Here is a 12,986-nt window from a genome sequence, read left to right as displayed (position 1 = left end):
TGATTCTTAGCGGATTGACGTTACAGTGAAAAATTGATCACTCTAATTGGTTGCAATCATCGGCAGCATGATGAATTAATGCAGCTCCAACACGCGGGCGTGGCGGAATGGTAGACGCGTCGGATTCAAAATCCGATGATGGTGACATCGTGAGGGTTCGAGTCCCTCCGCCCGTATTTTCTTTTACTTGGAGCCTATCCGGAGGTCACCGTCCGACCCCGCGCTCCCACTTCGGTTTCACCGTAAGCGATGAACCAACCAGCCCACACTCGCGCAGTTTCCACCCGTTGGCTCGAATCCGGGATCACATTTGCCGAGGGCTTGCAGTTGCAGGAGCAGCTGGTGATCGACCGCCAGGAAGGCTCGATCAACGACACTCTCCTCCTCCTCGAGCACGCCGCGGTTTACACCATCGGCCGCACCAGCGACAAATCGAGCCTTCAGGAAGCCCAGCTTCTGCCCCACCCGGTCTTTGAAATCAACCGCGGCGGCAAGGCCACCTACCACGGCCCCGGTCAGTTGACCGCCTACGCCATCCTCGATCTGGTACCTCTCGGCAAAGATCTCCACGTCTACCTCCGCTTCCTGGAAGAAGTGCTCATCCTCACCTGCCAGGAGTTTGGCGTAAACGCCCACCGCCGCGACGGACTCACCGGCATCTGGATCGAGAACCGAAAGATGGCATCCATCGGGGTCGGCGTGCGCAAGTGGGTCTCGATGCACGGCATCGCGCTCAACGTCACGCGCGAATCACTCCCGCCATTCCTCTCTATCGTTCCGTGCGGCCTCGACGGGGTCAGCATGACCTGCCTCGAAGTGGAAGCCGGACGCGACCTCAGCGTCGAAGAAGTCGGCAACGCATTCGCCCGCCACTTCGACACCTTGGTCACTGCACAACGAAAGCAAGAAACCAGCGCATAACCCCCATGTCCTCGATCCCGCTCACCTCAAGCCATCATCGCTGGCAACTCGCCGGCCCGGACGCCGCCCGTTACCTCAACGGCCAAATCTCCAACGACGTCCACCGATGCACCGAAACCACCGGCATCGCCGCCTGCGTCTGCAACGCCAAAGGAAAACTCGACGGCATCGTCCACGTCTCCCCAGGCTCTGAGCCAGACCATTTCATCGTCGACTTCCCAGCCGAGCTGGAGGACACCCTGCCACTGCGATTGGAACGCTACCTCATCGCCGACGACGCAGAATGGAGCGACCTCACCGATTCCACCTTCCAAATCCACATCACTGACACCACCGCCGATATCATTGCCCCGCTGGTCGCGTCACTCGACGGCGTGGTAGCAATCTCGCAGGCCCGCTTTGGCGCACTTGGTGTTGATGTGATCGGGCCAATCGCCCAACAATCCGCCGCTGCGGACGCTCTGGCACCCATTGCCACCATCACGCTCGACGCGCAGGAACTCGAAGACCTGCGCATAGCAAATGGAGCACCACGCTGGGGCGCCGAGCTCACCCCTGACACCCTGCCAAAGGAAGTAGGCCTCGAGCCAACCCACGTCAGCTTCACCAAAGGCTGCTACATCGGTCAGGAAACCATCTCGCGCATGAAGACCGCCGGCAAAGTCCGTCAGGCGCTCTGCAAATTGACTACGTCCGATCCGGTCACCACAGGCATGGAGCTCATCGTCGAGGGATCGGACAAGCCATGCGGCACCATCACCAGCGTCGACTCCGCCGGCACCACCGCTCTGGCTCTGGTAAAGCGCGCCGCGCTTGAGTCGCCGGACGCTATCGCGCTCGCAACGAACTGCGCCAAGATCAGCTCACTCACGTCGCTGGTCTAGCGCCCCCAATTGCCCCCCCCAGGAAACGCGGAGCACTCCGGTTCCGCGCGCCCAGCTTTCACAGCCGGCACCACTGTGCCCAGCCCAATCTCCTAACATTTCCTCAAACAGATACCACCGATCAACGCCATGCCAAGAACCTCCACAACCCTCTGCCTCGCAGCCTGCGCCGTGCTCGCCGCCACGTCGTGCTCGACCATGAAACGCGCCGCCACCAGCGTTAGCAACGGTGCATCGTCACTCGGACAAAGTGCCGCCAGCCTGAGCCAAAGCGCGGTCTCCAGCGTCAGCTCCGGCGCCGCCGCCCTCAGCCAGAGCGCGGTCGACCTCGTCAAACGCGACGACGCCTACCGCCACAACACCGCACGCATCGTGCTCGATGTGGACGGCACCAAGCGAACCATCGACATCGCCCTGCTGCCCGACGCCGCCCCCAACCACGTCTCCAACTTCAAACAACTCATCAACGACGGTTTCTACGACGGACTCGTCATTCACCGCGCACTGCCAGGCTTCCTCGTGCAAACCGGCGACCCACGTACCGCCCACGAATCCGCCAAGGAAATCTGGGGCGTCGGTGGCCCAGGCTACACACTGCCCGCCGAGATCAACCTCAAGCACGAGCGCGGATCCGTCGCCATGGCACGCCTCGGCGATAAGGTGAACCCACTGCGCGCCTCGAATGGCTCACAGTTCTACATCAGCCTGAAAAACCGCACACCGTCCCTCGACGGCCGCTACACAGTGTTCGGCAAAGTCGTCTCCGGGCTCGACACCATCGACCACATCTCACGCGTCCCTACCGATTCCAACGACGTCCCGTTGACACCAATCAAGATCGTCAGCACCACATTGGTGGCCGGCAACACAACGGACTCAGAGAGCGTCGCAGCAGCAGCCTCCTCACCCGCCCCAGCTGACAACGCAGCCGCCGCATCAGAAAACCAGCAAGCAAGCCCGACTCGCCAACCGCTCTGGAAGCGCACGTGGAATGCGATTTGGCCATGGTAAAAATATTCGCCCGGCGCGCATCAGCGTAAGCAACTAAGGCTCAGGAGATCACCCGCCGCACACCACCAACCAGCCGGAAAATATCGTCAACTTTTGCGAAAAATCGGTTGAACAAAGCGCTGATCTCCCTACTTTCACCACATCGCAAGCAACACCGGGTGTTCCGCATCACCCGGCGCGATAAACACAACAATTTCTGGGTAGGTTCCGGAGCGGTCAAACGGGGCAGACTGTAAATCTGCTGGCTATGCCTTCAGAGGTTCGAATCCTCTCCTGCCCACCATTTTTAAAAACGAGTTACGAGCGATCGTAACTCGTTTTTTTTGCGCCCTTTTCACGCGCCCCGCCCCCAAAGGAGGACGCCACTCGTGGTCGTGTTTAGAGATCCGCAGATTGCGCCGATTCCGCAGATGATGGGAGAGAGTCTGGAAGAGAACGCGGTTAGAAGATCGCGCACCGCAGCCGCTTGCGCAGAATCATGACCATCATGTAAATCCTGTCTAAAAAACCGCCTTCAACGAGGCACACCATTCACATCCCCCGAGCGCAGCGAGCCCCCAGCCTTTTTCGTGTCTCTTTGTCCTCTTTGTGGCCATCCCTGAATACGATTGCTCACGCAAAGCCCCGAAGATCCCAAAGTGACTTCCATGCGGAGCTCCAGTCAGCTCTAACACCACTCGCTTTCGTTTTAAGGGAGCCGCAGATGACGCCGATTTTCGCAGATGATGGAAAGCTGGTAGAGAACGCGGTTAGAAGATCGCGCACCGCAGCCGCTTGCGCAGAATCATGACCATCATGTAAATCCTGTCTAAAAAACCGCCTTCAACGAGGCACACCATTCACATCCCCCGAGCGCAGCGAGCCCCCAGCCTTTTTCGTGTCTCTTTGTCCTCTTTGTGGCCATCCCTGAATACGATTGCTCACGCAAAGCCCCGAAGATCCCAAAGTGACTTCCATGCGGAGCTCCAGTCAGCTCTAACACCACTCGCTTTCGTTTTAAGGGAGCCGCAGATGACGCCGATTTTCGCAGATGATGGAAAGCTGGTAGAGAACGCGGTTAGAAGATCGCGCACCGCAGCCGTTTGCGCAGAATCATGTCCATCATGTAAATCCTGTCTGAAAAAACATCCTTCACCGAGGCACACCATTCACCTCCCCCGAGCGCAGCGAGCCCCCAGCCCTTTTCGTGTCTCTTTGTCCTCTTTGTGGCCATCCCTGAATACGATTGCTCACGCAAAGCCCCGAAGATCCCAAAGTGAGTTCTATTCGGAGCTGCAGTCAGCTCTAACACCACTCGTGTTCGTTTTGGAGGGAGCCGCAGATGACACTGATTTTCGCAGATGATGGGAAGCTGGAAGAGAACGCGGTTAAAAGATCGCGCACCGCAGCCGCTTACGCCCAAATCCCTTCCATCCTGTACATCTGTGGAAAAAACCTCGTTCACCGAGGCACACCATTCACCACCCCCGAGCGCAGCGAGCTCTTCCACTCTGCATACCCCGAGCCCCCCCCACGATTCCTATTGCCGAATGTAACCATTGTTACTAAAAAGCCCATCCACCCCAGATCCAACCTTGCTAAACACCCCAGCCTACCAAGTCGTCATCCACCCGCAGGTGCTTGAGAAAGCACAGCGACTCCTCACCAGCGTGCAAGCCGGCACAGATGCGCTGGGCGCTCGCGTCGGCGACGTCCTAGCCACGCGCACGGTGGCCGATCTCACGACAATCGAGTTTCTCGAGGCTCTCGTGCAGTCGAAGCTTCCCGTGATCTTCGCGGAGTCCGCGGTACACGGCGACGGCTCGGATTGGACACAAGAGGAACTGTCTCTGCTCGGCGACATCAACATCAGCATCCCGGTCACGATCTTCGACGACGGACGCCATAGCGGTCCGGATGTTCACACCCCGCCAATCACAGGAACTTTGCTCTTCACTCCCGGTGCGCTCTTGCGTAGCAGCTACGGGACGCCCGCAGATTGGGACGAAGTCGTCCGCGATGGCAAGATCGACCAATCCGCTTTCACCGCGCTTTACGAGCGTCGATTGCTCCCGCTCTTTCATCACGCTAGCCAATCCTCCGCAGCAAATGGAAACGACGCCTTGATCACCATCCCCGGCCTCGGCTGCGGTCAGTTTGCCGGCCCATTCCGCGGCCAACTCGGAGCCCATCTCGAACAGGCACTGGTTTCCATCCTTGAACGCCACGCCGCCGACCTCCCCCACCTCCGCGCTGTCTACTTCGATCCCTATGCGGAGTGCTCCAACGCCCGCCGCGAGATCGATCACATCGCCTTCCTCACCCGGCCGCTCACGCAGGGCAACCAACACAAACCACAACTCTGCCCACCCACGACCTATCAAGAGCCCGGCGACGATTTCTCACGCTGCGAGCTCTTCTCCATGGTCGCCTGGGACCACGTCTCATGGCCTGGCAACGACTTCTTCGGCGGCTCCCGCTGCACCGACGACGGCGTCAAATCCGCCGCCACCAACGCCATGCATGCCCTCACCGGCATCGAAGGCGAATACTGCGACATCACCCACGCCTACCTCCCGCCCCAACCGCACCACACGTGGGAGGAGGTCGTGAGGGCCGAGCATCTTCGTCTCAAGGTAGCGGATCGGCACCTCGTCTACCCATCCAACTAGCCCCTATTTCCTGCTGCGTAGCCTCACGGAGCTAATCACGTAGTCGATACCACTCTGATTTGTTTTTAGGGATCCGCAGATTGCGCCGATTACGCAGATTCGAATCATGAGGTTCCTTCCCAAAGACCACCGCAGCACTAGGAAATCTCCGCAACCCGCGCAGCCCCTGGAACGCTGATCTTCAGGTCGGCAAGCCGCCCCCTCCGGCGCAGCCGCTGACTTCATTTCTGGTTTCCCATTTCTAATCTCCACTCTTTCCAGAGCTCACGCTGAGCCCGAAAGATCTCGGAGAAATACCGAGATGGGGCACCACTCGTACCGCGGACGCCGCACGCATTCGATTGTTTGGATCCGCTAGTCGCTGATTTTTACGGATAAAGCATTAAGCTGCTAGACACTGCTCCGCATTCACTAGCGATAAACAAGCCCACGAACAGCTGGCGGCCTCGCGAAACCTATTGCCAGAATCAATGTTTGTTAATAGAAAGCCAAGCAGGCGAAAAGCGCGAACAAAGATTCAGAGAGCTGCATATCAGGTGTAGCAAGTTTGCCAAACTCCCCCCCCGAACACACTCTCAACCAGAAACCGTAGAAATGCCCCTCTCAGCGCCACCTACCTCAAAAGGGAGTGCACGATTTGCTGCCAGAAACATCCTGCCCAAGAGCGTCAGAGATCTTGCCGAATCAGCAAACGAGCTCAAGATCTGCTCACCCTATGTCACCGACCCGCGAGTACTTCTGACTTCGGATGCGACCAGCCGCATTCTCATCACTCAGTTCAAGGCAATCAACTTCATCACCAAAGCCTCAGACATCGCAGCGCTGAAAATGTTGGTGCAGTCTGGCGTGCAAGTTTTTCACTGCGAGGATCTACACGCCAAAATAATCCTCATCGATGACACATCGTTTGCTATCGGGAGTCAGAACCTCACCCACCGAGGCCGGAAGAACATTGAGGCGAATGTGATCTCAGGATTTAGCACTCCGACAGCTCGCGTCGTTGAATACGTCGAGGAAATCCAGGCGAAGTCAACGAAGGTGGACCTTGATGAGATTCTGAAAATGGAAGCTCTGGTCGCGCCCCTTCAACAGGATTTCGAACAACTGAAGCAGGAATCCTTGGCCATCGACCAACAGCTAGAGGAGCTCAAGCGCCAGCGTGAGGCCGCGCGAGCGCAACGTAAGAAAGCACTCCAAGAGCGCGTCAACCAGGCTCGCGAGCGCCGCCGCAGAGAACAATGGAGAACCAGACTAAAAAAGGCGCTCAATGAGAAGACGTGGCAAGCCTCAAAGCAGATCACGGCTCGTCTGAAATTTCACTCCAACGGCGCTCTTAGTTGCTCGCTCACCCCTGCAGATAGACGCGACAGCTTCATCGGACTGATTGAGTCCATAGGCATCGCCCCCCAGCACCTGTTCCGCTACCCCATGGTCAACATAGAGCGAGGCAACTTCGCATTCGCCCGCTTGGCTGGCACTCGTATCAGTTACTTCGCCCCAGGCGTGGTTCTCGCCGACAGATTGCTAATCGACCACAGAGAGTACCAGTTAACAATGACGTTCGATCAGGATGCCGACGCTCTGCTTTCCCGCACTGGCACAGTAAAAATCCAGGCGCAACGTCGATTCAGCGACACAAAGACTACGGTCGCTGTTGCTCGGTTTCTGTACACATTCGAGGAGCTTTCTATGGTCGAACTGGAAAGGACCAAGGATGCCAGCTCCGACCCAGAAGACTGCCTGTATTTCAAGTGGACCATCAAGGCTTTATCTTCCCTCGAGAATACCATCGAAAAGAGGGTCCTCACACCATTCAAGTTCGAACATAACCTCTACGGCTTTCAACCGGACGAGTTTCTCGGGGGCGACTTGAACCGCCTGTGGACGGTTCAAGCGCATAGGGTCGGTGACGGGATTGTATTGTCGGCAACACCTGTATGAAGCAAGCGCCGACATCCTAATCCCGCCAAACGGTGCAAATCCATTGCTACCAAGACTTGCATCCATAGCCAGTTCCGGTTCTTTATTCGTCTCCTACCCCTTTTCCGCTACCCAGCCCCGCCCCATGTCCGAAGACCAAAAGAAACAGCTCGAATCCCAGCTCTGGAATATCGCCAATACCCTCAGAGGGAAAATGGGGGCCGATGAGTTCCGCGACTACATCCTCGGCTTCATCTTCTACAAGTATCTGTCGGAGAAGATGCACCTCTACGCCAACGGGCTGCTCGTCCGCGAGGACATCACTGAGTTCACCGAACTCAATGCCGACTCCGAGCTGGGGCGTGACCTGCTCGATGCCATCCACGACGAGGCACTCGAAGGGCTGGGCTACTACCTCGCACCGACCGAGCTCTTTTCCGCTATCGCCGCCAAGGGGCGCTCGGGTGGGTTCATCCTGGAGGAACTCAACCTGGTGCTCAAACACATCGAAAACTCCACCCAGGGAACCGACTCGGAGGAGGACTTCGAGTCGCTCTTCGATGAGATCCAGCTCGACTCGTCGAAGCTGGGCAAGACGGTGAAAGCACGCAACGAGCTGATTGCGAAAGTGCTCACCCACCTCGATGCGATCGACTTCAAGCTCGAAGAAGCCGACTCCGACGTCCTCGGTGATGCCTACGAATATCTCATCGGTCAGTTCGCCAGCGGCGCGGGCAAGAAGGCCGGCGAGTTCTACACGCCACAGCAGGTCTCGACCATCCTCGCGCGCATCGTCACGGCGGACAAGTCGGTGCTGCGCAGCGTCTACGACCCCACCTGCGGGTCCGGCTCGCTCCTGTTGCGCGTGGCCAAAGAGGTCGATGACGTGGCCATGTTCTACGGCCAGGAGATGAACCCGACCACCTACAACCTGGCGCGGATGAACATGATCCTGCACGGGGTGCACTACTCGCGCTTCGACCTGCGCAACGAGGACACACTCGAACACCCGGCACCACAGCACGCCGACTTACGCTTCGATGCCATTGTCGCCAACCCGCCCTTCTCGGCCAAGTGGTCGGCCAGCACCGTGCTCGAAATCGACGAACGCTTCTCCGCTTACGGCAAGCTCGCCCCCAAGACCAAGGCCGACTTCGCCTTCGTCCAACACATGATCCACCATCTGGATGAGGACGGCACGATGGCGGTCGTGCTCCCCCACGGGGTGCTCTTCCGTGGCGCGGCCGAAGGCGTCATCCGCAAACACCTCATCGACGAACTCAACTGCCTCGATACCGTCATCGGCCTACCCGCCAACATCTTCTTCGGCACCGGCATCCCCACCGCCATCCTCGTCTTCAAAAAGAACCGCCAACATGCCGACGACATTTTGTTCGTCGACGCGTCGGCTCACTTCGAGAAAGTCGGCAACCAAAACCAACTGCGCGCCGAGGACATCGACCGCATCGTCGCCACCTACCAGAAGCGCGAAACCAGCGACAAGTTCTCCTACGTCGCCCCGCTCAGCGAGATCACCGAGAACGACTTCAACCTCAACATCCCCCGCTACGTCGATACCTTCGAAGAGGAAGAACCGGTCGACCTCGATGCGGTGAGCGACGAACTCGTCGCGCTGGAAAGCGAGATGAGGGCGACCAACGAGGAAATCGCCGCATTCTGCAAGGAACTCAACCTCAAGACACCATTCTGAGATGAGCGAGGAAACGACATTGGTGCCGAATCTTAGGTTTCAAGAATTCCCTCCCTCTTCGCAGACAGGCACGATATCTCAGCTGTGCAAAATCGTCGACTGTGAGCACAAGACAGCTCCTTACGTTAGTCATTCTGAGTACGCCGTCGTTCGAACGAGCAACATCCGAAACGGAACGATTGTTCACGACGACATGAAGTTCACCTCAAAGGAAGGGTACCGAGAGTGGACTAGACGAACTATACCAATCCCTGGAGACTTGCTGTTCACAAGGGAAGCTCCGGCTGGCGAAACATGCTTAGTACCAAAAGACTTCAAACTCTGCATGGGGCAACGCATGGTTCTCTTGAGAAGTCACGACAATCAACTCGATCACGGGTACTTGCTATACTACATCCTGTCCCCAGCAGGCGAGCGTCAGATTTACCGTTACGAGATTGGCTCCACAGTAAAGAGAATCAACATTGAAGATATCGCTCGCATAGCCATCCACCTTCCCTCCCTTCCCGAGCAAAAGAAGATCGCCGCCTTCTTGAGCGCGGTGGACGCCCGCATCGACCAGCTCAAGCGCAAGAAGTCCCTCCTCCTGGACTACAAAAAGGGCGTCATGCAGAAACTCTTCTCCCAAGAACTCCGCTTCAAAGACGACCAAGGAAACCCATTCCCTGATTGGGAGGAGAAGAAGCTGGGGGAAGTTACAAAATGGTCATCTGGCGGAACCCCATCAAAAGACAACGATTCCTATTGGAATGGAGAAATCCCTTGGATGAGTGCCATCTCGATGCATGGCAGATATTATTCTGACTCCAAGCTAAGACTAACCGCAGAAGGAGTGAAATCAGGGTCTAAGATAGCCTCCAAAGGATCTCTACTCCTGCTCGTTCGTGGCAGCATGCTTTGGAACCGGATTCCCGTCGGCATCACCATGAGGGAGGTGGCATACAACCAAGACGTCAAGGCACTCACTCCGGCCAGCGACCTGTCGCCCGCCTTTCTTCTCCAGTGGTTCATCGCGTCGGAGAACATCTTGCTTCACAAAGTCGTGGGAACTGGGATCGGCGCTGGAAAACTCGATACCGATGAAATGAAACACATGCCCATTCAACTCCCATCGATTTCCGAGCAAATCAAAATCGCCAGCTTCCTCACGGAGCTCGACCGCAAAATCGAACAAGCCGACGCTCAGATCACTCACACCCACACTTTCAAAAAAGGCCTCCTTCAGCAGATGTTTGTATGACCACTGAAAAAGCAGAATCTCCTCCCCGTTTCCTCAGTCGCATTCCCGTCGAACTTCAAACCGCATTTTCGGAATCAATTAGAACGCACCATTTTAGGCATCTATCCTTATGCATCGCACTCATTTTGATTGGGGTGTGCTGCTCGCACCTTGACATCCAAGTATTCAACATCGCTTGGAACTCCATTACCCAAAATGCTCATGCCATTATCTGGTCGACCGTGATTGCGAGCCTTTCATTTTTTGGATTCTGCACCGAGATCCGATCCAGAGCTCTTAGCTACCTTGTAGTTTATTGGCATTGGGTCTGGAATATACTATTCGTACTTCTCCTACCATTCATCGCATATCGGATCTTCGAATCTCATGAGCACGTCAACAGCATTGGAGCACTAGCGGCAATACTGATTACCGCGTGGCCCCTCTCTCTGATTGGTCCAATATCGGAGAAACTCCAACAGAATGAACCTAAGGTACAGAGCGACAAATTGGAGCGGCAAATGTACGTAGATAAGTTCGCTGATTTTTTAGCACAGAACCTGTCCAACTCATCTATCCAATTCAGCAGAATCGCTATTAGTGCAACATGGGGCACTGGAAAGACCGACTTCATTTTACGAGTTGTCAGCAAACTCAACGAACTCAATTCTTCACAAAGCTCGCGACTCCGTTACTGCACACATGTACTCTGTCCCTGGCAGGCGAAGACACATACTGAAGCGCATGAAGAGATCATCAGAGGGATAGACAAAGCGCTCGGCATCCGATCTCCGAGCCGCCCCCACATCGCCAAACTTGTTCACACTCTTCTCGGCCTAGTGGGGATAAAATCGCCAGCATCCAGGATATCAGACATTCTAAAGAGCTCTAATGTGCTGTTAAACGACCTTAAGCTAAGGCAGATCGATCACCTTCTCAAACACTCGCGCAAACGAGTCATCGTGTTCATCGACGACATGGAGCGCGTCAACGAAGAGCAGATCAAAAAAATTTTTCCCGCCCTCAATCAAATCAAAAAGCTCGAGTACTGTTGCTTTGTTTTCGCGATTGATACAGACCGCCTTCAAAACGCGTTCACCTCAAACGAAGAAGCAAAAGGATACATCAACAAGACTTTTGACTACCACCTATCTCTACCTGCTCCAGAGAAAAGGGAGATCATCAAGCTAGCTCGGTCCGAAGTACGATCCGCTCAACATCCGTTCCTGCATCGATCGATTCAAAATCTTGAACTTGTGTTCCCTAGGACACCAAGAGCGCTGAAACAATGGCTCGCAATCTGCCAGGCAAAAGAAGAAATGTTCTTCAAGGGAAACTACGAGTACGACGAGAAGAACTTCCCCGCCTTTTTCCTTAAGGAACTCATCGAGTACGAATTCCCTGGCTTTGAGTTCTTTCTGCGCAGCGAAGAGCTAGACTCTCTCACGGAAAAGAATAAGAGAAACGCCTATGACGCCTGGGTGATGAACTACTTCAGGGGAGAACCCTCCTCCCCGTCTAACGACAGTAAGGATAGCCAGCCATCCCCTGAAGATCTATTTTTTGAGTATTCAATAGACGGCAGAAAAAGAAGGTTAGGAATGTTATATGAAACACTCATCAAGTTAATAGAAACCGACCCAGGCAACGCCCGATTCTCATTTGCATGGGCGTGCTCCGAGTACACTATGATCGCCGGACTGACACTGAAATATAGATCTGAAATCCAAGCTCAGCTCCTCGAAAATCCGTCATCACCCATTGAAAAAATTATAGAAGCAGCTCACAAAGACAGCTCACAGGCTGACCCTGAGGCTACGGCAGATCAGTTCTTCTCGTATTTCCTAAGCGAGCAAGTAGCAGACCGAATCAAGTCCGTCCGCACCACTCCATCCCAAGCCAGCACGATATCAAGAAACCTCGAGGCACTTGCTAGCCATATTGATCATCAGGATCACCTACCTCAGTACCTTGAGAATCGCCATCAGAGTTTCTTGGAGAACTTCGGAGTATTACAAACCCTCACCGATAAGGACATTAAACATCAGGTTCAGGCAGCGATGATCAGATTGCTCGAAGCCTGGTCACTCAAGTTTCCTCTCCCCGAACTTCGGGGTTTGCTAATCCGAACAACAACGGAGGGGTGGGAGTTCCAATACGGGATACGCGCTGGCATCGCTGAAGCTGACACCCCACCTTGGAAACAAAAGATCGAGCATACCCTACGTAACAGTTTTTCAGCCCAGATAGCAGAGCTCAGTTTGGAAGAGGATTTCCCAAGAGCGTACCGACAAGTCTACGCGAACCGTGATTTTTACATGTTTTTTTCTAATGACGCTCCTCTACTAGCTTCGAGAGACGCTATTGCAGAGCACATAGGCGATGGTTCTTTCTCAAATAGCTTCCTTGACACTTGCCTATACGCCTTGTTTGACCCGGAAATACTCCATAGTGATTTTGAAGGAAATATTCGACTAAGGAAAAATAGAGAAGGCTATTTTTCATTCCTAGCAATGTCGGCGGCTGAAAGCATTCCAATCGAAATCGTTAATCGCCATCAAAAGAAGATCAAAGAGAGCTACAAGCTTATTAAAGATGACGATCTCCGGCAATGGGTCCGTGAGAATCTCCTCGGCAACAAAGTTTCGAAAATCTTAAAGCTAACGTAA

At 55.1% G+C, this 12,986-nt stretch carries 8 protein-coding genes and 2 tRNA genes; all 10 read left to right on the top strand.

Annotated features, from left to right (window positions below):
• The first annotated feature begins 93 nt into the window (after nt 1–93).
• The 10 genes from G3M56_RS08510 (at nt 94) to G3M56_RS08465 (ending at nt 12,986) form a co-directional block, all read left to right on the top strand.
• Nucleotides 94–176, top strand: a tRNA-Leu gene (locus G3M56_RS08510).
• Nucleotides 177–249: 73 nt separating this feature from the next.
• Entirely contained in the window at nt 250–921 is a 672-nt protein-coding gene (lipB, locus tag G3M56_RS08505; RefSeq protein WP_164363549.1) for a lipoyl(octanoyl) transferase LipB, read from the top strand.
• Nucleotides 922–926: 5 nt separating this feature from the next.
• Nucleotides 927–1,805 (top strand): CAF17-like 4Fe-4S cluster assembly/insertion protein YgfZ, encoded by an 879-nt coding sequence (gene ygfZ / locus G3M56_RS08500; RefSeq protein WP_164363551.1) that lies wholly within the window; start codon nt 927–929, stop codon nt 1,803–1,805.
• A gap of 129 nt (nt 1,806–1,934) precedes the next feature.
• Nucleotides 1,935–2,816 carry a peptidylprolyl isomerase gene (locus G3M56_RS08495; protein WP_235203330.1) on the top strand — a complete coding sequence of 294 codons (882 nt, stop codon included), beginning with the start codon at nt 1,935–1,937 and terminating at the stop codon, nt 2,814–2,816.
• Between the two features lie 198 nt (nt 2,817–3,014).
• Nucleotides 3,015–3,099, top strand: a tRNA-Tyr gene (locus G3M56_RS08490).
• Between the two features lie 1,291 nt (nt 3,100–4,390).
• Nucleotides 4,391–5,467: a hypothetical protein gene (locus G3M56_RS08485; RefSeq protein WP_164363553.1), complete on the top strand. Its 1,077-nt coding sequence runs from the start codon at nt 4,391–4,393 to the stop codon at nt 5,465–5,467.
• A gap of 594 nt (nt 5,468–6,061) precedes the next feature.
• Nucleotides 6,062–7,408, top strand: coding sequence for a phospholipase D-like domain-containing protein (locus G3M56_RS08480; RefSeq protein ID WP_164363555.1), 1,347 nt, complete (start codon nt 6,062–6,064; stop codon nt 7,406–7,408).
• Between the two features lie 124 nt (nt 7,409–7,532).
• Entirely contained in the window at nt 7,533–9,098 is a 1,566-nt protein-coding gene (locus G3M56_RS08475; protein WP_164363557.1) for a type I restriction-modification system subunit M, read from the top strand.
• Between the two features lies 1 nt (nt 9,099).
• Nucleotides 9,100–10,338: a restriction endonuclease subunit S gene (locus tag G3M56_RS08470; protein WP_164363558.1), complete on the top strand. Its 1,239-nt coding sequence runs from the start codon at nt 9,100–9,102 to the stop codon at nt 10,336–10,338.
• Nucleotides 10,335–12,986: a P-loop NTPase fold protein gene (locus G3M56_RS08465; RefSeq protein WP_164363561.1), complete on the top strand. Its 2,652-nt coding sequence runs from the start codon at nt 10,335–10,337 to the stop codon at nt 12,984–12,986. The genes G3M56_RS08470 and G3M56_RS08465 overlap by 4 nt, the downstream gene beginning before the upstream one ends.

Origin of the sequence: Sulfuriroseicoccus oceanibius (genome assembly GCF_010681825.2) — a bacterium.
GTDB classification, from domain to species: domain Bacteria; phylum Verrucomicrobiota; class Verrucomicrobiia; order Verrucomicrobiales; family SLCJ01; genus Sulfuriroseicoccus; species Sulfuriroseicoccus oceanibius.
Note: the sequence above shows the minus strand (reverse complement) of the source record. Positions and strands in the feature narration are given on the sequence as shown.

Excerpts from the sequence above, each read along its gene's own strand:
- G3M56_RS08495 (WP_235203330.1), top strand. The coding sequence starts at position 1,935 with ATGCCAAGAACCTCCACAACCCTCTGCCTCGCAGCCTGCGCCGTGCTC.
- lipB (WP_164363549.1), top strand. The coding sequence starts at position 250 with ATGAACCAACCAGCCCACACTCGCGCAGTTTCCACCCGTTGGCTCGAA.
- G3M56_RS08480 (WP_164363555.1), top strand. The coding sequence starts at position 6,062 with ATGCCCCTCTCAGCGCCACCTACCTCAAAAGGGAGTGCACGATTTGCT.
- G3M56_RS08465 (WP_164363561.1), top strand. The coding sequence starts at position 10,335 with ATGACCACTGAAAAAGCAGAATCTCCTCCCCGTTTCCTCAGTCGCATT.
- G3M56_RS08475 (WP_164363557.1), top strand. The coding sequence starts at position 7,533 with ATGTCCGAAGACCAAAAGAAACAGCTCGAATCCCAGCTCTGGAATATC.
- ygfZ (WP_164363551.1), top strand. The coding sequence starts at position 927 with ATGTCCTCGATCCCGCTCACCTCAAGCCATCATCGCTGGCAACTCGCC.
- G3M56_RS08470 (WP_164363558.1), top strand. The coding sequence starts at position 9,100 with ATGAGCGAGGAAACGACATTGGTGCCGAATCTTAGGTTTCAAGAATTC.